The organism is Paraburkholderia sp. RL17-383-BIF-A, assembly GCF_046028015.1.
Taxonomy (GTDB): Bacteria; Pseudomonadota; Gammaproteobacteria; order Burkholderiales; family Burkholderiaceae; genus Paraburkholderia.
Genome location: NZ_JARESR010000010.1, coordinates 22926 through 47550, shown reverse-complemented (window position 1 = coordinate 47550; position 24625 = coordinate 22926). Strand labels below are relative to the sequence as shown.

At 60.1% G+C, this 24625-nt stretch carries 22 protein-coding genes; 18 read left to right on the top strand and 4 right to left on the bottom strand.

The genetic code is table 11. The features are described from left to right. Window positions 1-34: 34 nt before the first annotated feature. Window positions 35-661: an adenylyl-sulfate kinase gene (gene cysC, locus P0D71_RS14085; RefSeq protein WP_408480579.1), complete on the bottom strand. Its 627-nt coding sequence runs from the start codon at window positions 659-661 to the stop codon at window positions 35-37. Between the two features lie 380 nt (window positions 662-1041). Then, complete coding sequence (locus P0D71_RS14080) at window positions 1042-1902, bottom strand: hydroxymethylpyrimidine/phosphomethylpyrimidine kinase (RefSeq protein ID WP_408344531.1); 861 nt, start codon at window positions 1900-1902, stop codon at window positions 1042-1044. 651 nt (window positions 1903-2553) lie between these two features. Between P0D71_RS14080 and P0D71_RS14075 the strand changes: the two genes are divergently transcribed. From P0D71_RS14075 to P0D71_RS14045, 7 genes are all read left to right on the top strand, one after another. After that, entirely contained in the window at window positions 2554-3771 is a 1218-nt protein-coding gene (locus tag P0D71_RS14075) for an RNA-guided endonuclease InsQ/TnpB family protein (RefSeq protein ID WP_408480578.1), read from the top strand. Between the two features lie 116 nt (window positions 3772-3887). Further along, window positions 3888-4058, top strand: coding sequence for a rubredoxin (locus tag P0D71_RS14070; protein ID WP_006047743.1), 171 nt, complete (start codon window positions 3888-3890; stop codon window positions 4056-4058). 269 nt (window positions 4059-4327) lie between these two features. Continuing rightward, entirely contained in the window at window positions 4328-5740 is a 1413-nt protein-coding gene (locus P0D71_RS14065; RefSeq protein WP_408480576.1) for a FimL-related protein, read from the top strand. 251 nt (window positions 5741-5991) lie between these two features. Beyond that, on the top strand, window positions 5992-6570 hold the full coding sequence (locus tag P0D71_RS14060) for a YqgE/AlgH family protein (protein ID WP_007178990.1): 579 nt from the start codon (window positions 5992-5994) through the stop codon (window positions 6568-6570). Next, the gene (gene ruvX / locus P0D71_RS14055; RefSeq protein ID WP_408185910.1) at window positions 6567-7007 is read left to right on the top strand and encodes a Holliday junction resolvase RuvX; all 441 of its coding nucleotides are present in this window, start codon (window positions 6567-6569) and stop codon (window positions 7005-7007) included. Before P0D71_RS14060 ends, ruvX begins: the two co-directional genes overlap by 4 nt. Then, window positions 6994-7548, top strand: coding sequence for a bifunctional pyr operon transcriptional regulator/uracil phosphoribosyltransferase PyrR (gene pyrR / locus P0D71_RS14050; RefSeq protein ID WP_091796544.1), 555 nt, complete (start codon window positions 6994-6996; stop codon window positions 7546-7548). Before ruvX ends, pyrR begins: the two co-directional genes overlap by 14 nt. A gap of 195 nt (window positions 7549-7743) precedes the next feature. Beyond that, complete coding sequence (locus tag P0D71_RS14045) at window positions 7744-8769, top strand: aspartate carbamoyltransferase catalytic subunit (RefSeq protein ID WP_012431924.1); 1026 nt, start codon at window positions 7744-7746, stop codon at window positions 8767-8769. A 142-nt stretch (window positions 8770-8911) separates the two neighbouring features. Here the strand turns inward: P0D71_RS14045 and P0D71_RS14040 are convergent, their stop codons facing one another. Next, the gene (locus P0D71_RS14040; RefSeq protein ID WP_408480575.1) at window positions 8912-10045 is read right to left on the bottom strand and encodes an RNA-guided endonuclease InsQ/TnpB family protein; all 1134 of its coding nucleotides are present in this window, start codon (window positions 10043-10045) and stop codon (window positions 8912-8914) included. A gap of 114 nt (window positions 10046-10159) precedes the next feature. Between P0D71_RS14040 and P0D71_RS14035 the strand changes: the two genes are divergently transcribed. Further along, window positions 10160-11440, top strand: a complete 1281-nt coding sequence (locus P0D71_RS14035) for a dihydroorotase (RefSeq protein ID WP_408480573.1) — start codon at window positions 10160-10162, stop codon at window positions 11438-11440. A gap of 61 nt (window positions 11441-11501) precedes the next feature. Continuing rightward, complete coding sequence (locus P0D71_RS14030) at window positions 11502-12362, top strand: lysophospholipid acyltransferase family protein (protein WP_408480572.1); 861 nt, start codon at window positions 11502-11504, stop codon at window positions 12360-12362. A gap of 128 nt (window positions 12363-12490) precedes the next feature. Here the strand turns inward: P0D71_RS14030 and P0D71_RS14025 are convergent, their stop codons facing one another. Next, the gene (locus P0D71_RS14025) at window positions 12491-13369 is read right to left on the bottom strand and encodes a symmetrical bis(5'-nucleosyl)-tetraphosphatase (protein WP_408480570.1); all 879 of its coding nucleotides are present in this window, start codon (window positions 13367-13369) and stop codon (window positions 12491-12493) included. A 204-nt stretch (window positions 13370-13573) separates the two neighbouring features. Here P0D71_RS14025 and P0D71_RS14020 point away from each other — a divergent pair, with 204 nt between their 5' ends. The 9 genes from P0D71_RS14020 to P0D71_RS13980 all read left to right on the top strand — a co-directional run bounded on the left by P0D71_RS14020 (window position 13574) and on the right by P0D71_RS13980 (window position 24523). Next, window positions 13574-14485 carry a GDP-mannose 4,6-dehydratase gene (locus tag P0D71_RS14020; RefSeq protein WP_408480568.1) on the top strand — a complete coding sequence of 304 codons (912 nt, stop codon included), beginning with the start codon at window positions 13574-13576 and terminating at the stop codon, window positions 14483-14485. A 461-nt stretch (window positions 14486-14946) separates the two neighbouring features. Beyond that, window positions 14947-16008, top strand: a complete 1062-nt coding sequence (gene rfbB / locus P0D71_RS14015) for a dTDP-glucose 4,6-dehydratase (RefSeq protein WP_408480566.1) — start codon at window positions 14947-14949, stop codon at window positions 16006-16008. Window positions 16009-16018: 10 nt separating this feature from the next. Then, on the top strand, window positions 16019-16912 hold the full coding sequence (gene rfbA / locus P0D71_RS14010) for a glucose-1-phosphate thymidylyltransferase RfbA (protein WP_408480564.1): 894 nt from the start codon (window positions 16019-16021) through the stop codon (window positions 16910-16912). Beyond that, window positions 16897-17448, top strand: a complete 552-nt coding sequence (gene rfbC / locus P0D71_RS14005; RefSeq protein ID WP_408480562.1) for a dTDP-4-dehydrorhamnose 3,5-epimerase — start codon at window positions 16897-16899, stop codon at window positions 17446-17448. The genes rfbA and rfbC overlap by 16 nt, the downstream gene beginning before the upstream one ends. 7 nt (window positions 17449-17455) lie before the next feature. Beyond that, window positions 17456-18340: a dTDP-4-dehydrorhamnose reductase gene (rfbD, locus tag P0D71_RS14000; RefSeq protein WP_408480560.1), complete on the top strand. Its 885-nt coding sequence runs from the start codon at window positions 17456-17458 to the stop codon at window positions 18338-18340. 9 nt (window positions 18341-18349) lie between these two features. After that, window positions 18350-19237, top strand: a complete 888-nt coding sequence (locus P0D71_RS13995) for a glycosyltransferase family 2 protein (RefSeq protein ID WP_408480558.1) — start codon at window positions 18350-18352, stop codon at window positions 19235-19237. A 70-nt stretch (window positions 19238-19307) separates the two neighbouring features. Next, window positions 19308-20090 (top strand): ABC transporter permease, encoded by a 783-nt coding sequence (locus P0D71_RS13990; RefSeq protein ID WP_408480556.1) that lies wholly within the window; start codon window positions 19308-19310, stop codon window positions 20088-20090. An 11-nt stretch (window positions 20091-20101) separates the two neighbouring features. Next, window positions 20102-20854: an ABC transporter ATP-binding protein gene (locus P0D71_RS13985; protein WP_408480742.1), complete on the top strand. Its 753-nt coding sequence runs from the start codon at window positions 20102-20104 to the stop codon at window positions 20852-20854. Between the two features lie 156 nt (window positions 20855-21010). Further along, complete coding sequence (locus P0D71_RS13980; protein WP_408480554.1) at window positions 21011-24523, top strand: class I SAM-dependent methyltransferase; 3513 nt, start codon at window positions 21011-21013, stop codon at window positions 24521-24523. Window positions 24524-24625 lie beyond the last annotated feature (102 nt).

Sequence of the window (24625 nt, the reverse complement as noted above, 5' to 3'; positions counted from 1 at the left end):
TTTTCTTTTGGGGTTGGCGTGACGCGATCTGATATTACGAACACTCGGCCTGACCGGGATCCGCCAGGCCGTTATCGTGCAAGTAGGCTAGTATTTTCGCGACGCTCTCTGCCGGCGTCTCCATCGCCGTGTCTATTTTCAACTCAGGATCGTCCGGGGCCTCGTAGGGCGCCGATATTCCCGTGAATGAAGTGATTTCTCCGGCCCGGGCTTTGGCATAAAGACCTTTGGGGTCGCGGTGAGCACATGCCTCGACAGAGGCGGAAAGATATGTCTCGACGAATTTGCCGGGGCCAACGATGTCGCGCGCCATCGCTCTGTCTTCGCGCATGGGTGAGATAAGAGCCGTGATGACGATGAGACCCGCGTCATTCATCAATTGCGCTACGTGGGCCACTCGTCGAATATTTTCGCGTCGATCTTTTTTGTCGAAGGTAAGGTCGCACGCCAAGCCGTGACGAATATTGTCGCCGTCGAGCACGTAACACGCATGGCCTAGTGATAGAAGTTGCTCCTCGAGTTGGAATGCGATGGTTGACTTTCCCGCCGCCGACAACCCGGTGAGCCAGATCGTGACTGGCTTTTGGCGGAATAATTGCATCCTGTCGCGGGTAGTCACTTTGCCGTGAACGCGTTGTAGAAAACTGTGGGACTGTCCCATGGTTATACCCCTGGATTTCTGTCGCAGCGTGCACTCTGTTGTCGGACCTCTGCGTTTTGCAGACGCCTTTGTAAATGTGCTGCCATGGCATGGAGGCTGTCCCATGCACGGACAGGCAAGAGAAATGGAACCCGCAGGGACATAGTGTTATATGACAGAATTACGAATCGTAAGTCTAGCTGGGCGCTAAGACTGACGTTGTAACGGTAAATTACACAATTGAGCGCGCGTTAACCCTGCGGGAGCAGGCCCGCCAGCGCCGACCGAAAATTTCTGAAAGAAAAAACCTGCTGAGTTGCAGGTTGTTCGTGCGCCGATAAGCTAGGTTGAATAGCCTCCAAAGCGCTTACCGTGTGGGGGCAATACCCTTCGAAGGAAACTCAATGCCGCGCTTCGCCCGGCGCCGCGTCCTTGCCAGCCGCGGGCGGCGTTTCGTCGTCGCTGCTGCGCGCCCAGAAGAAGCGGTCCGGCATATACGCACCCATGCCCGGCCGGAACGCGTTGCGCACGGCCTGGTACAAATACTCCTGCGCCTCGCGCACGGCTTCAGCAGGCTCCTGGCCGTTCGCCAGCAATGCGGCAATCGCCGAGCCCAACGTATCCGTCAGCCCCATGATCCGGTGGCTACCACGGTCCCACATGTCCTGACGCAACTGGCCGTCTTCGCTGAAAAGCGTGTTGACGTGGCGGTGCGTGCCGGTCTCCGTCGACAGAATATATTCGCAGCCTTGCGACAGCAGATGCGAGATGGCGGCGTCGAGGCTCGGCGCCTCCGCGTCGCCGTCCGGCTGGGCGAGCGCGAGCAGCGTGGCCGCGTCGGCGACCAGCAAGGTGGTTTGCGGCGCCAGCAGATCGGCGATTGCTTCGCGCAGTTCGTCGGCGGAGAGGACGTGTTCGTCGTCGAGCGTGAAGTCGGGGGCGAGAATCAGGGGAATATCGTCGTAGTCGGCGACGACTTCGGCAATCGCGCTCACCACTTCCGCGCGAGTGCAGGCGCCCACCTTGAACGCGGCGATTGGCATGTCTTCGAGCAGCATGCGGGCCTGGGTCGCGACCACTTCGGGGTCGAGCCCGGTGACTTCGTCGCAGCTCGCCGAGTCACGCACGGTGTAGCCCGTCAGCACGGAGACGCCGTGGCAGCCCATGCTGGCAAGGGTCATCAGGTCGGCTTGCAGGCCGGAGCCGCCGGTGGGATCGGAAAGGCCGAAGGTGAGGACGATCGGAGGCGTATCGCTGGGCATGAAGATTGACAAAAAAGAGCTGAATTTGGGCGCGGAGGGTGCGCAATCGGCTCAATTATGCGGCCTAAACCGTTGGAAAGGCGCATTTTCCTATTCGTCGGCAGCGAGGGCGTGATTGAGTCGAATTGTGATATGGATTGACACGATTCGGATAGGATGTGGTCGTCGCGTCATATGTTTAGCGGCCCCTGATCCAGTGCGGCACAAATCTTCGCATTCAGGCCGGGTAGGTTTAGTGCGGACTTCGCAACCGTCGCGACGCCTGTAAGGTTGGCGTCTGCTGCTGACGCTAGACGACAATGTGCGCACCGTCACTACTTACGACCCACACAGTAGGGCGGGAACCATGACGCAATGCATCGGCCGAGAGCTTTTCGGAGTTTTCTACTGGACGCTCCTCTCAGGCTTTGCGTCAGCATTGACGCAACCACTTTCTGTGAATAGTTCATCAAGAGAGGTGCGCGAGCTCGACTCACCGTCGAACTCGTACACGTTGCCAAAACGGTGCGGGTGTCGTCAATAGTCTCATGTTGAAAGCGCCATGCCGGTGCTTGGTCTGGCGGACCAGATACACCTGCTTCGTAAAAATTTAATGCTTGCCATGCCCAAGGTCGTTGTGGGTACTCATTGACCAGTAATATAGTCGTGGCTATGAACCGACTCAAAGCCTACAAATACGAACTCATGCCCACTGCCGGGCAGGCGCGTGCTATGTGCGGATTTGCTGGCTCATGCCGGTTCGTGTTTAACAAGGCGCTAATGTTGCAAAAGGAGAACTACGAAGCAGGCAGAAAATTCATCAGTTATGTCGATATGGCGAAGCAACTTACGGCATGGCGCAACGGTGCTGACACGCCGTGGCTCAAGGATGCTCCGACTCATCCATTGCAACACGCCTTAAAAGACCTTGAGCGTGCCTACAAGAATTTCTTCTATAAGCGCGCAGGTTTCCCCCGTTTCAGGAAGAAGGGGCGGTCAGACAGTTTCCGTTATCCGGACTCGAAACAATTCAGAATCGACCAAGCGAATAGCCGCATTTTTCTACCCAAACTTGGCTGGTTACGCTACCGCAATAGTCGGCACGCGCTAGGCACAGCAAAGAATATTACCGTCAGCCAGTCATGCGGCAAGTGGTTTGTGTCGATCCAGACCGAACGCGAGGTTGGACAACCTGTGCCGAAGGCGGCAGGCATGGTTGGTATCGACATGGGCATCGCCCGCTTCGCGACCCTGAGCAACGGCACGTTTTACGCCCCGCTCAACAGCTTCAGGCGGCACGAGCTACGGCTTCGTAAGGCCCAGCGCGCCATGAGCCGCAAGGCAAAGTTCGGCAAGAACTGGAAGAAAGCAAGAGCCCGTGTCCAGCGCATTCATAGCCGTATCGGTGACGCCCGTCGCGACTTCCTGCATAAGACCACGACCACAATCAGCCAAAACCACGCGATGGTTAGCGTCGAGGACCTGCAGGTTCGGAACATGTCCAGATCGGCAGCAGGGAGCGCCGAACGGCCGGGCACACACGTTCGGGCCAAGTCTGGCCTGAACAAGGCCATTCTGGATCAGGGGTGGTTCGAGTTTCGCCGCCAGCTGGACTACAAGCTGGTGTGGAATGGCGGTTTCCTCATCTCCGTGCCGCCGCAGAACACGAGTCGGGCGTGCCCTCGCTGCAACCATGTGTCAAAGGACAACCGCCAGACGCAATCACGGTTTGCGTGCACGTCATGTGGATATGAGAATCACGCCGACGTGGTCGGCGCGATCAACGTTTTAGAGCGCGGACAGCGCTTGTTAGCCTGTGGAGAGACGGCGCAGTCAGGCCGCTCCGTGAATCAGGAACCCACCGAAGCGACTCAGGCAGAAACCGCCTGAGCGCTGTAGGAATCCCTGTCGCTCATGACAGGGAGGATGTCAATGCTAGGCATTGGGGCGGCAACACGGTACCATCGTGGCTCCCGTTTCCACGGACTTTACGACGCGACACAAGAATGGAATATCAAAGCTGGATGTGCCTGATTTGCGGCTGGATTTACGACGAAGAAGCCGGTTTGCCGGACGAAGGCATTGCGCCGGGCACCCGCTGGGAAGACGTTCCCATTAACTGGACCTGTCCGGAGTGCGGTGCGCGCAAGGAAGACTTCGAGATGGTCCAGATCTGAAGTTCGGGGGCGGCCGGCATGTCGGCCTCGGGGGGCGCGCCGCGTGTCTGCGGCGCGGCGTTGGCAGGTGTTTCGCGGCCAGCGCGTCGCGCCGGATCGAACGCGCGAGGCGTGCTCTGAAGTGTGCCCCAATGCGTCGATACGGAACGTCCCTGGGCGCGCCGTGTCGCAACGTTAGTCTGTCATTGTCCTGTCGCCGGTTCACGCGTTAGCCGATCAGTCGGCGCGCGGCGCGAAGCGACGGCCCGTCAGCTTCGTGTCGCCTGCCCATGACCCTTCGATCCGCTGCACCCGTTTCCTTCGACGCTTTGCCGAATCCGCGCGGCGGCGCCGTCCGTCCCGCCGAACTCGCCCTGGCCGAGGCGCTGCTGGCGTTCGAACAGCACAGCGAGAGCACTTCGGCGCTGCTGCGTGCATCACATGCATTGCGTGGAGCCGGCTGGCTCAGCGCGCAGCGCTTCGCCGACGCGCTGGTGCGGCTTTCTCCCCTCGCGGAGGGCGACCCGTCCGACGCGGCAAGCGCGCGGCCCGTCTTCGGCGCGGCTTTACGCGAGTTCCGCGGCGCGCTGGAGCGTCACAATCTGCGCGAGCTGTCCTGTTCGCCCGTTCTGTTCAACCATTACCGGTCACTTTGCACGCACCTGTCCGAGCACACGCCCGGCACCACCGTCGCGTTCGAAGATCTTGTGTTGACCGCTCGGCCGGTGCCGCCCGTCTCGCTTCACGCGCAGTCCGCTGACCAACTGGCGCATCTGCGGGCACGCTATGAGCGCGCGCTCTTGCCGGTGCTGCGCTCGCAGGCGAATACCGGCAGTGCGGCGGCGCTTGCCGTCACCAACGCGGCGCTCGACGAACTGGACGCCGTTTTCAGCGAACTGGCCGGCCCGGATCCCTACGATTTCTGGCGCCTCGCCAAGGCCTGCGCCAAGGCCTTGCGGGTCAGCGGCCGTGCCGCGGCGGAAACCGACGCGCGGCGTTTCTACGCGCGTTGCAATCTCGCGCTGGCCGATCATGCGCGCGGGATCCAGCTTGCGCCACGCTCTCTCGTGCGCGCCACGCTCGCGCTGCTGTGGCGCGATTACGCCTTGTTTGGCGCCGCGGCGGAAGACGCCGATCAGGTCGAGGTGCTGCACGACTATGGCTTGACGGTGGACTGGCACGTCGCGGGCACCCAGGCGTCGGAAATGCTTTGGGAGGCGGGTGCGGTACAGGCGCAGGCGATCAGCGCGACCCGCAGCGCATTGACGCGCGAATTGGGCGTGCTGACCGTCAATGCGAACGCGTACGAAGATTTTCTGCAGACGGCGGACGCCTCGATCGCCGCGCTGACCGAGCATGCCCGTGCGGCCGACCAGCCGGAGAAGGCCGACCCCAGCGAAGCGCTGCAAGCCGGCGACGCCGCCTACCGTCTCGGCTCCGCCGCGTGCGCGCTGGGTCTCGGCCATGTCGCGCTGCTGGCCGACGCGCTGGGGCTCGCGTGGCGGCGTCGCGCGCATGCCGGTGTGTCAACGCCCGCGGTGCGCGCGCATGTGATCGTCGGCGCACCGGCGGCGAGCACGCTCGAGCAGGCCGCGGAGGCGCTGCGTGCCACGCTGCACAAAGTGGCGGCGGGTGTCGCACCGGCTGGCGGCACTGCCGCGCTGGCCGCGTTGACCCGTTCGATCGAACAGGGCGGCGCATGAGCGGCCGCCGTCGCAGGTTCGGCGCGCTGGCCCGTTGGTAAGCGCCCGCACAGGGCCGCCATGGCGCAACCCGGCGGCACGCAACAGCCGTGCCGCAAAACAGCGCGAAGCCGCACCGTGGCGAGCGCCCGCGTGCGTGATAGAGTGCAACTTGATTCGCCGTCGATGGCTCGCGGCACGCTCCATGGCACACATCGCGGTTCCACGCTCAAAGCCCGCCATCCTGCATCGTCTTTGCTAAAATCCGAACTATGTCCAAGAGTACCGATCGCATCAATCTGACCAACCAGTTCCTGATCGCCATGCCGAACATGGCGGATCCGACGTTTTCAGGAACGGTGGTCTACCTTTGCGATCACAGTGAGCGCGGCGCGCTCGGCCTCGTGATCAACCGGCCGACCGATATCGACCTGCAAGCGCTCTTCAGTCGCATCGATCTCAAGCTCGAGATCGAACCCCTTCTCCATGTGCCCGTGTATTTCGGCGGCCCGGTGCAAACCGAGCGCGGCTTCGTGCTGCACGATCCGAAAGACGGCAATGCTTACACCTCGTCCATGTCGGTGCCGGGCGGTCTCGAGATGACCACGTCGAAAGACGTGCTCGAAGCCGTGGCGAGCGGCACGGGTCCCGAACGTTTCCTGCTCACGCTCGGCCATGCCGGCTGGGGAGCGGGGCAGCTCGAAGAAGAAATTTCGAAAAACGGCTGGCTGACGGTCGAAGCCGACCCGAAAATCGTCTTCGACGTGCCCGCCGAAGAGCGTCTCGAAGCCGCATTGGCGCTTCTCGGCATCAACCTGTCCATGCTCTCGGGCGAGGCGGGTCACGCATGAGTCTGCCGGCCGGACGTGAGGCGACGCTGCTTGCGTTCGACTACGGTGAAAAACGCATCGGCGTGGCGGTCGGCAATTCGCTGACGAAGAGCGCGCGGCCGCTCGTGATCGTGCAGAATCGCAGCCGCGAATACCGGTTCGAGGCGGTCGGCAAACTGATCGCCGAATGGAAGCCAGACGCCTTGATTGTCGGCTTGCCGATGCATCCGGACGGCACGCCGCACGAAATGACGCAACTCGCGAAGCGCTTCGGCAATCAGCTGAACGGCCGCTTCAATCTCCCGGTCACGTGGATCGACGAACGCTATTCGTCGGTCGAGGCGAAGGCGGAGATCCGCGCCGGCAACGGCCGCGCCGACATGCTCGACGCCGAAGCCGCGAGCATCATCCTCCAGCAATATCTAGACGGACTTTCCGACGATCATGAGTTCCATTGACGCCGAAGCGCTTTATCGCGCGTTGCTCGACCAGATTCGCGCGGTGTACGGCGACAGGCTCGGCGCCGCACAAGACGGCGCTGAAGGCGCCGTGCTGGCCGGCATCTATAGCGGCGGCGCGTGGCTTGCCGAACGGCTCGCGAGCGACCTGAACCTGCCGAGCTTCGGCGTGGTGAACGTTGCGCTGCATCGCGACGATTACGCGAAGAAGGGCCTGCATTCGCAGGCAAGCCCGACCTCGCTGCCGTTTTCGGTCGACGGCCGCCATATCGTGCTGGTCGACGACGTGCTGTACACCGGCCGCACGATTCGCGCGGCGCTCAACGAGCTGTACGACTACGGCCGCCCAGCGTCGGTCGAACTGGCGGTGCTCGCCGATCGTGGCGGGCGCGAATTGCCGGTGGCGGCGCGCTTTGTCGGCGGCGTGGTGAACGTTCCTGCCGACGCCACGCTCGTGCTGGCCCGCACGGACGGCGGCGAAGCAGGCGGCGCGCCTCATTCGCAACGTTTTACTTTTCACACAGAAGCACGCGTCGATTGAATGCGGCGCGAGGTGCGCGAGCCGCGCATCGAACCCGTGGCCATTGGCGCATGCATCGAGCCATCCCACGCCACGCAAACAGGATTTTTCGAGCCGGTCGTCGCAGCCTCGTGCGCGAAGACCGGTTCGGGATCGTCACACGCAGTCAGCATCGACACCGATCACGTTGAAGCCCGTATTTGAAGCAGGTAAATCATGAACACCGCCACCCAGGCTCCCAAGGATTCCGCCGATAGCGCCACCGAGCGCTTCCGTTATGGCTTCCTGAAGGGCAACCCGCAGCTCACGAAAAACGGCGAGCTCAAACATCTGTTGTCGATCGAGGGCTTGCCGAAGGCGATCGTCAATCACATTCTCGACACCGCCGACCAATTCGTCAGCGTGACCGATCGCGAAGTGAAGAAGGTGCCGCTATTGCGCGGCAAGTCGGTGTTCAACCTGTTCTTCGAGAACTCGACGCGCACCCGCACCACCTTCGAGATCGCCGCGACGCGTTTGTCCGCCGACGTGCTGAATCTGAACATCAACGCGTCGTCGACCAGCAAGGGCGAGTCGCTGCTCGACACGATCAACAACCTCTCGGCAATGCACGCCGACATGTTTGTCGTGCGCCACGCGTCGAGCGGCGCGCCGTATCTGATCGCCCAGCATTGCGCGCCGCACGTGCACGTGATCAATGCCGGCGACGGCCGTCATGCGCACCCCACGCAGGGGCTGCTCGACATGTACACGATCCGCCACTACAAGAAGGATTTCACGAAGCTGCGCGTGGCGATCGTCGGCGACATTCTGCACTCGCGGGTCGCGCGTTCAGACATTCACGCGCTGACCACGCTCGGCGTGCCGGAAGTGCGCGCAATCGGTCCGCGCACGCTGCTGCCGGGCGGCCTCGAACAGATGGGCGTGCGCGTGTTTCACAACCTCGACGAAGGCCTGAAGGACGTCGACGTGATCATCATGCTGCGTCTGCAGAACGAGCGCATGAGCGGCGCATTGCTGCCGTCGGCGCAGGAATATTTCAAGAGCTGGGGCTTGACGCCCGAGCGTCTCGCGCTCGCCGCGCCCGACGCGATCGTGATGCATCCGGGCCCGATGAATCGCGGCGTCGAAATCGATTCGCAAGTGGCCGACGGCCCGCAATCGGTGATTCTGAACCAGGTGACCTTCGGCATTGCGGTGCGCATGGCGGTGATGGGGATCGTCGCGGGCAATCACGATTGATCTCGCCGCGGCAAACAAGCCGTTCGCGGCAAGCACTCGACAAATCAGGCACAACTTGGCTGAACATAAGGCAGCGCTTGACTGCTCCCCTCTCTAAACAGGGAGGGGATTCCCACTTCACAGACGGCAACCCAACTTCATCTCACAGAGACATGGGACTTACGCCTTCTCCATGGGCTGACACCGCCAGTCCGGCGGCCAAAACATTGCGCGCAGCGTTGATGTCGCGATCATGGATGCTGCTGCATTCCGGGCAGGTCCACGCGCGGACATTCAACGGCATTTTGAGCACTACATGTCCGCAATCACTGCATCGTTTGCTTGACGGGTACCACCTGTCGATGCCGATCAACGTGCGTCCGTACCATTGTGCTTTGTATTCTAGTTGCCGGGTGAACTCAGACCAGCTAGCGTCACTGATCGACTTTGCAAGGCAACGATTCTTCTTCATGTTGCTGACGGCAAGGCTTTCGACGGCGATCACTTGGTTTTCGTTTATCAGCCGGCTCGAAAGTTTGTGCAGGAAGTCTCTTCGGGAATCTGCTGTCCTCGCATGGATTCGTGCAACTTTAAGCTTCGCCTTCATGCGATTGGCGGAGCCCGTTTGCTTCTTCGCTAGACTCCGTTGCAGCTTGGCGAGCTTGGCCTCGTTCTTCCGGAACGTGTTAGGGGCCGCGATCTTCTCGCCGGTAGAAAGGATTGCGAAGTGCGTGAGACCAAAGTCGATGCCAACTTTGCCGGATACCTCTGGCTTCGCGGTTACTGCGTCATCGCACAGCATCGAGACATGGTATCTGCCTGATTGGTCTCTCGAAACCGTGACGGTCGTCACCTTTGCACCTTTCGGGATAGTACGTGACCATCGAATTGCAAGCGGCGCATCCATCTTTGCGAGGTTCAATGACTCACCATCCCACTTGAAAGCGCTCGTCGTGTACTCGGCAGATTGCGCACCGTCCTTGCGCTTGAAATTCGGATACTTCGCGCGTTTGGCGAAGAAGTTCGTAAATGCCGTTTGCAAGTGGCGCAAGGCCTGTTGCACCGGGACCGAACTGACTTCACTCAGCCATGCGTGCTCAGGTGTTTTTTTGAGCGCCGTTAGCACTGCGGAAGTTTCGTGATAACCGACTCGTTCCTGACGCTGATACCACGCATCCGTACGCAACCGAAGCATGTGGTTGTAGGCAAAACGCGCGCACCCAAACGTCTTGGCAAGAATCACTTTCTGCTCGGGTGTCGGGTAGAACCGGAATCGGTACGCACGCTTAATGTTCATGCTTCACACAGTATCATATGTTTGTGTGAGATAAATAATCGGGATACGCAGGCTTGCGGCTGCGTTTCTCTCACTCCTTGCCCGTGAGGGGCAGGGTTTCCCGGAGCAAATTTGATGACGATTCATATTCAAGGCGGCACGCTGATCGATCCGGCAGCGGGCACCGAACAGCAGCAGGACATTTTTATCGCAGCGGGCAAGATCGTCGCCATCGGCAACGCGCCCGCGGACTTCAACGCGGCGAAGACGATCGACGCCCACGGCCTCTGTGTCGTGCCGGGTCTGGTCGATCTGTCCGCGCGTTTGCGCGAACCAGGCTACGAACACAAGGCGACGCTCGAATCCGAAATGGCCGCGGCGCTCGCCGGCGGCGTGACGAGCCTCGTCTGTCCGCCAGACACCGATCCGACGCTCGATGAACCGGGCCTCGTCGAGATGCTCAAGTTCCGGGCGCGCAATCTGAACCAGGCGCACGTCTATCCGCTCGGCGCGCTCACGGTCGGCCTGAAGGGCCAGGTGATCACCGAGATGGTCGAGCTGACGGAGGCGGGCTGCATCGGCTTTTCGCAGGCCGACGTGCCAGTGGTCGATACGCAGGTACTGATGCGCGCGCTGCAATACGCGAAGACCTACGGCTACACCGTGTGGCTGCGTCCGGTGGACGCGTATCTCGGCAAGGGTGGCGTGGCCGCGAGCGGCGCGCTGGCGTCGCGATTGGGGCTGTCGGGCGTGCCGGTGTCGGCGGAAACCATCGCTCTGCACACCATCTTCGAGCTGGTGCGTGTGACGGGCGCGCGGGTGCATCTGTCGCACGTCTCGTCGGCGGCGGGCATTGCGCTGATGCGTGCCGCGAAGGCGGAGGGCTTGCCGGTCTCGTGCGATGTCACCGTGAATCACGTGCATCTGATCGATCTCGATATCGGTTACTTCGACGCGCAGTTCCGGCTCGATCCGCCGCTGCGCCAACAGCGCGATCGCGAAGCGATCCGCGCGGGTCTGGTCGACGGCACGATCGACGCGATCTGCTCCGACCACACGCCGGTCGACGACGACGAAAAGCTGCTGCCGTTCGCCGAAGCGACGCCCGGGGCGACCGGCCTGGAGCTGTTCCTGTCGCTGACGGTGAAGTGGGCCGACGAAGCGGGCGTGCCGCTCGCCAAAGCGCTGAACCGCATCACCACGGCGCCGGCCGACGTGCTCAAGCTGGAAGCGGCGGGGCGTATCGCCGTGGGCGGCGCGGCCGATCTCTGCGTGTTCGATCGCAACGCGCATTGGCGCGTCGAGCCGCGTGCGTTGAAGAGCCAGGGGCACAACACGCCGTTCCTCGGCTACGAGTTGCCGGCGCGCGTGCGTGCGACCATCGTGTCCGGTCACGTCGCATTCGAACAGCGCTAATGTCCGCAGCATCGGGCCGTTCAGCGGCCCCCTCATTGGCACGTTAAGGAACGCCCCGACCATGAAGCTCGCGTTACGCAAGGCCCGCCTCGTCGCTCATCTGCTGCACGGCATGTGGATCGTGGCGACGCGCTTTCCCAAAGCCGGCGCCGACGCGCGGCACGCGCTCAATCGCAAATGGTCGCTGAAGATGTTGCGCCTGTGCGGCATGCGGCTCGTGGTGCATAACGACAGCGAGCGGCTCGACCGCGGCGCGTTGGTGGTCGCCAACCACATTTCGTGGATCGACATTTACGTGATCAACGCGTGGCGTCCCACGCCGTTTGTCTCGAAGGCCGAAATCCGGCAATGGCCGGTGGTCGGCTGGCTCGCGCAGCAGCTGGACACGGTGTTCATTCAGCGCGAGAAGCGTAGCGACGCGAAGCGGATCATGCACGAACTGTCCGACCGTCTCGGTGCAGGCGAATTGATGTGCGTGTTTCCCGAGGGCACCACGTCCAATGGACTCGCGGTGCTGCCGTTTCACGCGAACATGTTTCAGGCTGCCGTGTCGGCGTCCGTGCCGGTGCAGCCGCTGTGCATCATGTATGAGGACGCGCAGGGCCGGCAGTCCACCGCGCCGGCCTATATCGACGATCTGTCGCTCGCCGATTCGTTGAATCTGCTGCTGCGTGGCGGACCATTGACCGCGCATGTCTACGTGGGCGCGCCGCTCGCGCCGGGGGCGGACCGTCGCACGCTGGCGGCGGAGGCGGAAGGCGTGATCGCGCAGGCGTTGCGGCAGATGCAAAGCGGCGCCGCGCTGAGCGGTGCGGTGATCGTGGAGCGGGCCGCCACACCCGCCTCCACGGGAACGCCGATCGAAGTGGCCGACCAGGCGAATCAGGTTACTGAGGTCGATCAATCAGGGCGTTCGGCCTAACGGCGTTGGGCCGGGTCGCTGCGCTTATGTCGCGCCCTTGGTTGGCGCGCTCAATTGCCCCTCCTGGTTGTCTTCCTCACTTGTCCGCGCGTAATTGTGGCGCTTAGTGACCGCGCTTCGTGACTGCCTTAGTTGCCGCCACCCGGCGCACGACAATTACCGCAATCGACCTGCGTCAGCGTGCGTTCCGCGGGATTCCGCGCGAGTCGCACGGCAGACAGTTTTTCACCCCACACGCAGCCTGAGTCGAGTCCGATCAGGTTGTCGCGCAAGGTCAAGCCGAGCGCGGCCCAATGACCGAACACGACCGTCACGTCGGCAGTCTCGCGCGACGGCACATCGAACCACGGCATGCAACCGGGCGGCGCCGCGTTCAGGCCGCCGCTGCTGCTGAAATCCATCGTGCCTTCGGCGTTGCAGAAGCGCAGTCGCGTCAACGCGCTGCACGTCAGGCGCAGCCGCTCGATACCCTTCAGTCCCGGCTTCCACCGGTTCGGCTCATTGCCGTACAAGCCGGCGAGCGTCTCCTTCCAGTTCGGCGCGCGCAGGGCGCGCTGCAATTCGTCGGCGAGTTCGAGCGTCATGGTCGCATCCCACTGCGGCAGAACGCCGGCATGGACCATCAGCATGCCGTTGTCGAAGTGGGCGAGCGGACGGTGCCGGACCCATTCGAGCAGGTCGGCGGCATCCGGCGCGGCGAGAATCTCGTCGATCGTGTCGCCTTTCTTCGACTTGCGAATCCCCGCTGACACCGACAGCAGGTGCAGATCGTGATTGCCCAGCACCGGCACCGCGCGCTCGCCCAGCGCGATCACGTCGCGCAGCGTGGCGAGCGATTCTGCGCCGCGGTTGATCAGGTCGCCCGCGAACCACAGCGGCGTGCCGGCCGGCGGCGCGGCCTTGGCGAGCAGTTGCTGGAACGGCGTGCGGCAACCTTGCAGATCCCCGAACGCGAGCGGGACCGGGTGCTGGGCGGAGGAAGCGGAAGACGGAGTGGCGGGTGTCATCGAGGAAGTAAGTGCGGTTTGATACATGCTGTTACGCACGAGGCGTGCCGCGTTGGGCAGTGCAGCATGCTAGCGTGACATAATAGCCCGTTTGAAGTGCCCGTATCGCGTCAGGCGGCGCAAGACGCCGCCGGCAAGCGCCCCGGCGAGCGGCGCGCGCGATATTGCAGCACAACACGATGACCCTCGTGAACGGAGAACAGCATGTCGTCTTTTCATGCGCAGCAACCTATCCGTACGCTCGTAACCGGCGCGAGCGGCTTCACTGGCCGCTATCTGGTCGATAACCTGCTCGGCCGAGGCCACACTGTGATCGAAACGGTCGCCGGGCGCAACGAGCCGGAAACGCCCACTCGCGTGAGGCTCGACATTACGTCGCCGGACGCGTGCAGGCGTGCGATCGAAATCGCGCGCCCCGACTACATCGTCCATCTGGCTGCGATCAGCTTCGTGGGCCATAACGATCCGCTCGACTTTTACCGCGTCAACGTGCTGGGCACCCTGAATCTGCTGGAGGCGTGCGCCGCCGTGGGTCACACGCCGCGCAAGCTGTTGATTGCGAGCAGCGCGAACGTCTACGGCAATGTGACGAGCGACGCGATCGACGAGAGTTTTCCGGTCACGCCGGTCAATCACTACGCCGCCAGCAAGGCGGCGATGGAAACGATGGTGCGGACCTGGTTCGACCGGCTGCCGATCCTGATCGTGCGGCCGTTCAACTACACCGGCCGCGGCCAGGCATCGAACTTCCTCGTGCCGAAGATCGTCGAGCACTTTGCGCGCCGTGAACCGGCGATTGAACTCGGCAATATCGATGTTGCGCGCGATTTCTCCGACGTGCGCTACGTGGCGAGCGCCTATGAAGCGCTGCTCGACTCCGAGGCCGCCGCCGAGACGGTCAATGTCTGCACCGGCACACCCTTCACCTTGCGTGAAATTCTTACGGCGGCCAGCGATTTGACAGGCCACGAACTCAAGATTCAGATCAATCCCGCCTTCGTTCGGCAAACCGACGTGAAAATACTGGCCGGATCGCCCGCCAAACTGCGCACGCTCGTGCCAAAAGTCGAGGCGATTCCATTCATGGACACGCTGCGCTGGATGCTCGCGGCTTAGCCGGCGCATTTACAACGCTTCGCGTTTTTGCGGCGTAGTGACGCGCGACCTTCGTTCGCGTATAAACAGTCATAGAGCATCGCGCGCCAGAGCTGATTTGTTCAGACCTGTACAGTGTTTCACTCCCGTATTCCCCGGCGCATCGCGCTGATTCAGGCCGCTAGCCATTCCATGTGTACGATGGTTCGTCATCCTTGCTGCTGCTGGCCGCGACGTTCTCCGTCAGAACGACGGATGAATTATTCGAACAAAACGAAATTTGTCAAGCTGTTTCAAGTTGTTAGGGTTCTAGTTTTTACCCCGGGCGGCTTTATAATCAGGGCTTCCTAAGATTGGCGCCCGATCGCCTGCAGGCTGAAATGCGGCAGCTATGGGCGTTGACAAGAATCGAAAACCATAACGCGGGGAGCGCAGATCGGCGAACGGATTCCGATCTGCACCCACCTCTGGAAGGGAATTTCATGATCCTGGTAACGGGCGGTGCCGGCTTTATCGGCGCCAATTTTGTGCTCGATTGGCTCAATGCGTCGGACGAAGCGGTGCTGAATGTAGACAAGCTGACCTATGCTGGCAATCTGGGTACGCTGAAGTCGCAACAAGGCAATCCGAAGCACATCTTCGTGCGCGCGGATATCTGCGACCGCCGCGCGCTCGACGCACTGTTCGCCGAGCACAAGCCGCGGGCCGTGCTGCACTTTGCGGCCGAAAGCCATGTGGATCGTTCGATCCACGGCCCGGCGGATTTTGTGCAAACGAACATGGTCGGCACCTTCACGCTGCTCGAGGCGACGCGCAACTACTGGAACGCGCTCGGCGAGGCCGACAAGGCCGCTTTCCGCTTCCTGCATGTGTCGACCGACGAAGTGTTCGGCTCGCTGTCCGCTACCGATCCGCAATTCTCCGAAACCACGCCGTACGCTCCGAACAGCCCTTATTCGGCGACCAAGGCGGGTTCGGACCATCTGGTGCGCGCGTATCACCATACGTATGGCCTGCCGGTGCTCACCACGAACTGCTCGAACAACTACGGCCCGTACCAGTTCCCCGAGAAGCTGATTCCGCTGATGATCGCCAACGCACTCGCAGGCAAGGCGCTGCCGGTATATGGCGACGGCCAGAACGTGCGCGACTGGCTGTATGTGGGCGACCACTGCAGCGCGATCCGCGAAGTGCTCACGCGCGGCACGCCGGGCGAGACGTACAACGTGGGCGGCTGGAACGAGAAGAAGAACCTCGAAGTGGTTCACACGCTGTGCGACCTGCTCGACCAGTTGCGTCCGAAGGCGGGCGCTTCGTACCGCGACCAGATCACCTATGTGAAGGATCGTCCGGGCCACGACCGCCGTTATGCGATCGACGCGCGCAAGCTCGAACGCGAGCTTGGCTGGAAGCCGGCGGAGACGTTCGAGACGGGTCTGGCGAAAACGGTGCAGTGGTATCTGGACAACCAGGCGTGGTCGGACGAAGTCGCCTCGGGCGAATACCGCAAGTGGGTAGAGACCAACTACGCGCAACGCGCGTAAGGGCACGGCAATGGCGCGCAAAGGCATTATTCTCGCGGGCGGTTCAGGCACGCGCCTGTATCCGATCACGCACGTCGTATCCAAGCAGTTGCTGCCGGTGTACGACAAACCGATGATCTACTACCCGCTGTCCACGCTGATGGTGGCGGGCATCCGGGACGTGCTGATCATTTCGACGCCGCAGGACACGCCGCGCTTCGAGGCGATGCTCGGCGACGGCAGCCAGTGGGGAATGAACATCCAGTACGCGGTGCAGCCTTCGCCGGACGGGCTCGCGCAGGCGTTTATCATCGGCCGGGAGTTCGTGGGTAATGAACCGTCGGCGCTGATTCTCGGCGACAACATCTTTTACGGTCATGATCTGGCCAAGCAACTGGAGCACGCCGACCAGCAGGACCAGGGCGCGACCGTGTTCGCTTATCACGTTCACGATCCTGAGCGTTACGGCGTGGTGGAGTTCGACAAGCAGTTTCGTGCGGTGTCGATTGAAGAGAAGCCGGTTAAGCCGCGCTCCAACTACGCGGTGACGGGTCTGTACTTCTACGACAAGCAGGTGTGCGATATCGCCGCTGACATCAAGCCTTCGCCGCGTGGCGAGCTTGAAATCACAGACGTCAATTCCCGTTATCTGGCGGATGCCGCGCTCAACGTCGAGATCATGGGCCGCGGTTACGCCTGGCTCGATACGGGCACGCACGATTCGTTAATCGAAGCGGCGACCTTTATCGCTACGCTACAGAAGCGGCAAGGTCTGGTGGTCGCATGTCCGGAGGAAATTGCGTACCGGAAGCAGTGGATCGATGCCGAGCAACTGCTGACACTGGCCAAACCGCTCGCCAAGAATGCCTACGGGCAATATCTGCAAAATATTCTTACGGATCAAGTGGCATGGCCATCCAAGTAATCGCGACCGCGCTGCCTGAAGTCAAGATCATCGAGCCGAAAGTGTTCGGCGATGCGCGTGGCTATTTCTACGAAAGCTTCAACGCCGTGGAGTTCGCGGAGCACGTGGAGAAGGGCGTCACGTTCGTGCAGGACAACCACTCGCGTTCGGCAAAGGGCGTGCTGCGTGGTCTTCACTATCAGATTCAGCATGCGCAGGGCAAGCTCGTGCGCGTGGTCGAAGGTGAAGTATTCGATGTCGCTGTCGATATCCGCAAGAGTTCACCGAATTTCGGCAAGTGGGTGGGGGTGAATTTGTCGCAAGAAAACCACCGTCAGTTGTGGGTGCCGCCGGGTTTCGCGCACGGCTTCGTCGTGCTGTCGGAGTCGGCGCAGTTCCTCTATAAGACCACGGATTACTGGTTCCCTGAGCACGAGCGCAGCCTTCTCTGGCGCGACCCGGTCATCGGCATCGAGTGGCCGACTGATTTCGAGCCGTTGCTGGCTGCGAAGGATGCGGCAGGCAAGCCATTGACCCAAGCCGAAGTTTTCGCCTGAGGTCTGGATGAGCAAGCAATCCACCATCCTTGTGACTGGCGTCAACGGTCAGGTAGGTTTCGAGTTGACGCGTACCTTGCAGGGGCTGGGCCGCGTCGTGACATTGGACCGTCAGTCTCTCGACCTGTCAGACTTCGATAATATTCGTTCCGTTGTGAGGGAGCTGAGACCTTCGCTTATTGTCAATCCCGCGGCTTATACCGCAGTGGACAAGGCGGAATCAGAGATTGATGCGGCTATGCGCCTGAACGCGGGCGCGCCTCGCATATTGGCGGAGGAAGCTGCGAAAAGCGGTGCGACACTGATTCATTTTTCGACCGACTACGTGTTTGACGGTACAAAAGACGCTCCGTACGTCGAAGAAGATGCAGCCAATCCGCAAAATGTTTACGGCGAGAGCAAGCTGGCCGGCGAAAAGGCTATTGTGGCAAGCGGCTGCGCACATTTGATTTTGCGCACAAGTTGGGTCTATGGCCGGCGAGGCAAGAATTTTTTGCTGACCATGTTGAAGCTGGGCGCTGAGCGGCCGGAATTGCGAGTCGTAGCTGATCAGATCGGGGCGCCGACCTGGTCCAATACCATCGCGACGACCACCGCTCACATAGTAGCGCAGGGTCTTGCTAGCAACAGCGCGAACTGGTGGGCAGAGCGTTCGGGTATTTATCACCTTACTTCTGCTGGCCAAACATCGTGGCACGGATTTGCGCAGGCGATCTTTGATATCGCGATGGGCGACGAAGGCCCCAAGCTGTCGCCGATTGCCTCGATCGACTACCCGGTTCCGGCGAAGCGCCCACGGAATTCACGGATGTCGTCGCAAAAGCTGACTGATACGTTTGGTCTCCAAATGCCAGTCTGGGAAGACGCATTGCGCCTGTGCATGGCCGATTGATCGATCAACATGGCAGAGTGCGGCATTGTTATCGTATTCTATCGGCCCGATACCCATTGCGTGCGCCGGGCGAATCGCGTTGCCAGAGCGGCTCGCTGCGTCGTCGTCGACAATACTGCCGGTGTGCGGAGCGGTGCAGACTTGGGACTCGTTGACGAGATAGTTTATGTCGCCAATGGGGTGAACCACGGTATCGCGACCGCAATTAATCAGGGCGTTGAGTTGCTGATGAGCGCGGGTTGCAAGTGTGCGCTTATCTTCGATCAGGATAGCGAACCTTCCACGCAATTGCTTGAGGGGTTGCCGCGGCTGCTTGACGAGGAGCTGAGCCGCAACTCGCGCGTTGCCTTGATTGGCCCGGCTTATGAGGACGCTCGTCTGGGCGGAGTGGCGCCCTTCGTGCGGTTTGGCTATTTGACACTGCGGCGGGTTGCGCCGGTCGGCACGCGTCCGATCGATGTTGATTTCCTGATCAGCTCGGGGTCGTGCATCAATCTGAACGTGTGGCGAGAGATTGGCCCAATGGATGATGCGTTGTTCATCGATCTGGTTGATCTGGAGTGGTGTGTCAGAGCGCGCGCGAAAGGCTTCACGGTACTGGGTGCGCCTGAATTCCGGCTTGCTCATGAATTGGGTGGTGAGCCAGTTCGAGTATTCGGACGACGGTATCCGAGTCATAGCCCACTGCGACACTACTATCTCTTCCGTAACGCGGTTGCGTTGATCAAGCGCGGTTATGTTCCGTGGACGTGGAAGTCCACGGAGCTTGTCAAGTTTCCTGTTCGCCTGATTGTCTATGGGTTGTTCCTGCGACCACGTCTTGCGCACTTGCGCATGGCATTTCACGGCATCCGACACGGTCTGATGGGGCGCCTAGGGCCTCTGGAGAAACAATGACACGACACAATGCGACGCAATACACCGTTACCTCCCTCTTTTAATACGAAGACGAATCTAGAAGCCCGCAATGTTTAACCTGATAATTGTCGATTTGAAACAAAGCGTCGCATCATGGCGCCTTTGGACGCTACTCGGCTGGCTGGAAGTCCGGCAGCGCTATGCACGCTCGAGAGTTGGGCCATTTTGGCTGACTATCAGCATGGGCGTGATGATTGGTTCCATTGGTGTCGTCTACGGCTCGCTCTTCGGCCAGAAGATGAGCGACTACCTGCCGTTTCTGTCTATCAGCCTTGTGATGTGGGGTACGTTCTCGCAGATCGTTATCGAGGGCAGCACCGCATACATCAATAGCGGGCAATATATCCGGCAAGCGTCAACGCCGAAGCTGATCTATATCCTGCAAGTGGTTTGGCGCAATCTTGTGATTCTTGCGCACAATTTTTTAATCGTTCTTGTGCTGCTCATTGTATTCGGGGTGAAAAGCTGGATCACGTTGCCGATCTTCATTCCAGCCCTGATTCTGTATCTGATCAACGCGCTTTGGATTGCGATGGTGACCGCTTTGCTCTCCGCGCGGTTTCGTGATTTGCCACAGATCGTTGCAGCAGTCATGCAGATCGCGTTCTACATCACGCCGATCATCTATCGGCCAGACTCACTGCGTCGTTTCTCTTTCATTGTCGAGTTCAATCCGCTAGCGCATCTTGTCGAACTGGTGCGCGCTCCCCTGATCGGGCAGTTTCCGAGCCCTTTGACATGGATCGTGGCGATTTCGATGGCAATACTTGGCTGGCTCTTTGCTCTCGCATTGACCGGCCGTTTCTTGAAGCGCATTCCGTACTGGGTCTAATAGGGCAAATCATGGCGTATATCGAACTTAAGGGCGCGACGCTCGACTTGCCCATCTATGACGTGCAGGGACGTTCGCTGAAAAAGAAAGTGTTGCGCATGGGGCGCCGGAACACGATTGCAGAAAGCAACGACGGCGTGATCGTCGTTCGTGCGCTCGATAGCGTGGACCTGCGGCTCGAAAGTGGCGACCGCATTGGGCTAATCGGCCACAATGGCGCCGGCAAATCTACGTTGCTACGCATGATGGCTGGCATCTATGCGCCTACGAATGGGACGGTGACGAGCAACGGCAAAGTTGTGCCGCTGCTCGACATCAGCCTCGGAATGGACGAGAACTCGACGGGCATGCAGAACATCCGCTTGCGCGGCCTGCTGCTTGGCATGTCCGATGCGGAAATTCGCGCGAAGCAGGAGGCGATCGCGGAATTCTGCGAGCTTGGCGATTACCTTGACCTGCCGTTGCGAACCTATTCGAGCGGCATGAGGGTGCGACTGGCTTTCGCCGTGTCGACCGCAGTCGACGCAGAGATTCTTCTACTGGACGAAGTGATGGGGGTGGGTGACGCGTCGTTCATGCACAAAGCAGAAGGGCGCCTGGCTGATCTGCACGGCCGCGCTGAAATCGTCGTGCTGGCAATGCATTCGAATCCCGAAATCAGGAAGGTTTGCAACAAGGCGTTGTGGATGGAGCGCGGTCGCGTACGCGCCTTCGGGCCGGTAGAGGAAGTCGTCGCTGCTTATGAGCAACAGACGGCTGGCTGACCAGTTCCACATTCGGATGGGCTAGGTTTCGCAACCGTTTCTTAGGGTTTAATCGCAATGATGTCAGGGAATGCAAAATTTGATAGTCAGCCGGATGCAGAGTCGCTTGGCGCTGTCGTGTCTCCTGCGTCGCTCTGGTGGCCACATCGAATTGTCATGTCCGCATGGCTGGAGCATGGGCCGTTTGCATTCTGGCTGATGAGTACTTTGCGTCCGTCAACGCTGGTAGAGCTGGGTACGCACAATGGTTTCTCCTATATGGCGTGGTGCCAGGCGGTCGAACGTCTTGGGTTGCCCACACGCTGTTTTGCCGTTGATAGTTGGCTAGGCGACGCACAAGCTGGATTCTACGGCGACGAAGTCTACCTGGAACTGAGTCAATACAACGACAGAAACTACGGGCATTTCTCCAGACTTATCAAATCGACGTTCTACGCGGCGTTGGCGCATTTTCCGGATGGATCGATAGATCTGCTGCACATTGACGGACAACATGACTACGAGAGCGTGCGGCATGACTTCGAAACCTGGTTGCCGAAGATGTCGCGTCGCGGGATTGTTCTTCTTCACGACAGTAATGTTCGTGAGCAGGATTTCGGCGTATGGCGGCTTTGGGATGATCTAAGCGTCAAGTATCCGGCATTCGAGTTCCTTCACGGGCATGGTCTCGGCGTGCTGGCGGTTGGTGACGATATTCCCGACGCTCTTCGAACGCTGTGTGAAGCACGCGGTGTTGATGCTGCAAAGATTCGGCAGGCATACGGGCGTCTGGGCAGGGCGATCACACTTCAGCAATCGTTGGACGATGCGCTTGGCAAGTTGGAGCGAAAAACGCTCGCCTTGGATGAGGCGCGAAGGACTCTCGTTGGAAAGGACAGCGAACTTTTTTCCAAGAACAACGAACTCTTGACTGAACGCAGTCAGCTTGCGGCGGCGGAGGCAAGGGTGCGTGACAGCGAGATGGAGCAGAAAAGGGTGCAAGCGCAACTCGCCGATCTCAAAGAAGAACTCGATGAACAGACTGTTTCACTGCGTGAAGCGGCCGAGCGGCTGCAGCGAGCTAACAGTGAAGTCGCTGCCTTGCGTGGCTCGACATCCTGGCGGCTCACCGCGCCAGTGCGGGTGGTAGCCACATCTTTGCCTGGTCCACGTGCTGCTGTGTCCACAGCCAGAAATCTTGCAGCTATTGTTAGAGACTCAGTGAAGTCGCAAGGGTGGACCACAACGTTGCGCAAGATTGCTGCGGCGCCCCGGCGCCACGGGCTGCGTACATTGCTGCGCGGTGGCGCGGCAGGCGGGCTGCTGTTGCCAGTATTCAAGTTGCCACCAGCCGCACCTGCGCTTGATCGGCTGGGACTGCGCGTCCTTATTATCGCGGAGACGAGTATCCCACAGTGTCTCAAGTATCGTGTGACCCAGAAGCAGCAGATGATCCAGGATCTGGGGATCGACTGCAGCGTAGTCAGTTGGAACGATATTCAAAGCTGCCGGGACCTGTTGCAGACACATTCCGTCGCATTCTTCTATCGCGTACCCGGATTTCCGGAACCGCTCAGCGTGATCGCGGAGGCAAAAGCACGCGGCTTGGTGACGTTCTGGGAGGTGGATGACATCATCTTCGATGCTGAGAAGTACATCCGCAATTCCAATCTGAGAGATTTGAATTCCGAGGCAAAAAAGGGCGTGCTGTCCGGTGTGCCTCTGTATCGCGCAGCCATGCTGGCCTGCGACTTTGGCATTGCGTCGACTACGGGAATCGCCGACGCAATGCTCGACGCAGGCGTGGCAAAGGCGTTTGTGGTCGAGAATGCGCTCGATGAAGAGACAGTGCGTGTCGCCAGACGCATCAATGGGGAATCTAGACAGAGCGATGGGCTCGTCCGTATTGCATACGGATCGGGCACGAAAACGCACGACGCCGATTTCCGCGTTGCAGCGCCAGCTATCAAGCGCGTCTTGCAGGCAAGGCCTGACGTTCGATTCCGGGTACTAGGAGAACTGAATCTGCCGCCTGATTTCGCTGAGGTAAGCGGACAGATTGAGCGTTTGCCCCTGTCCAACTACCCGACATATCTCAAGCGTCTGTCGGAATGCGATATCAGTATCGCGCCACTCGAAGATAGCGTGTTCAACGATGCGAAGTCGAACATCAAGTACCTCGAGGCTTCTATCGTTCGGCTACCGTCCTTGTGTTCGCCAAGGGCCGCTTTCAGAACGGCGATCCGGCACGGCGACACCGGTTATCTTCCCGATAGTCTGGGCGAGTGGGAGGAAGTGCTGCTTGCAATGATCGACGACGTCGGATTGCGTGAAGCAGTCGCTCAACGGGCTTACGATCACGTTTCCATAGATTATGCGCCGCACACTATTGCGAACACGCAAGTCGCCCCGATACTTGCACCGTATCAGCGCGAAACGACGAAGGTGCGCGTGCTGGGGGTGAACATCTACTTCGAGCCGAGGAGCTTTGGCGGTGCCACCGTCATCGCGGAGGAGATGGCAAGGCGCTTGAATCAAGGCGACGACATCGACTACTTTATGTTCACTTCGTTGCCAACGAGCGATGTGCCCGCCTACAAACTGGTTCGATATGAATCAACGGCAGCCAGCGCTTTTGCGATGGGGTTGCCGCATGAAAATGATCCGTCGTTCGGATTCGAGAATCCGCATTCTCTTAGCGCGTTCTCGGAAGTCGTCCACGCTGTGCGTCCTGGTGTAGTTCATTTGCACAGCATTCAAGGTATCGGCGCTCAAATCGCGGAAATTTGCCAGAACGAAGGCATTCCGTTCGTTGTGACGCTGCACGATGCATGGTGGATCTGTGGGCGCCATTTCATGATCACAGGCGAGAACCGGTATTGCAATCAGCGGAAGATCGATACTAACGTGTGCGCGTCGTGCGTTAGCGACGCAGGCCTCAATACCTATCGGCAGATGCGGTTGCACGAGATTTTGTCGTCTGCTGCGTTGTTGATCGCCCCCAGCGAATTCTCTAGGCAGTTGTACGCGGAAAATGGTTTCGATCCCGCAAAAATTGTGGTCAACAAGAACGGAATTCGTCCGCCTAGCGAGCGTATACAGCGCGAATCCCTGAGGAGCCGGCCTTTGCGTTTCGGCTACGTAGGGGGCGAGATTCCGATCAAGGGAGCAGAAGTCATCAAGAAAGCTTTCAAGAGTCTTCGATACTCCAACTACGAACTGCGTGTGGTTGACAACGTGCTTAATCTCGGAAGACATTCCATCGATACCCACACGTGGAATGTTCCCGGTACGCTGAAAATCGTTCCGTCGTACACGCAGGCAACCATCGACAATTTCTTCAACGATATCGATGTTTTGTTGTTCCCCACACAGTGCAAGGAAAGCTTCGGACTTTCGGTGCGCGAGGCGCTGATTCGGGATGTGTGGGTGATTTCCACCGATGCTGGCGGTGCGGTCGAAGATATCTTCCCCGGTGAGAATGGCGACATCATCCCGTTGGACGATGATGGGACAAAGCTCGCCGAGGCGATTGGTGCGTTGTTGGCCGATCCCACCCGGCTCGACGATTTTCGCAATCCGTACGCCGGACAGATTCGCCTGTTCGACGAGCAAGCGCAAGAATTGGGCGGCTTGCTGATGAGCGTTGCGATTCGTCCGTCTGAGCCTGCGTTGGCTGTTGAGTCGTGACGGATGCTTATGGGTCGCGAGAGACTATTTGGGTTTGAGTTGTGCAGGCGTGAAAGGAGCCTGGCGCCTACGCATCGCGTCGGTTTGGCAATGCTAAGCCAT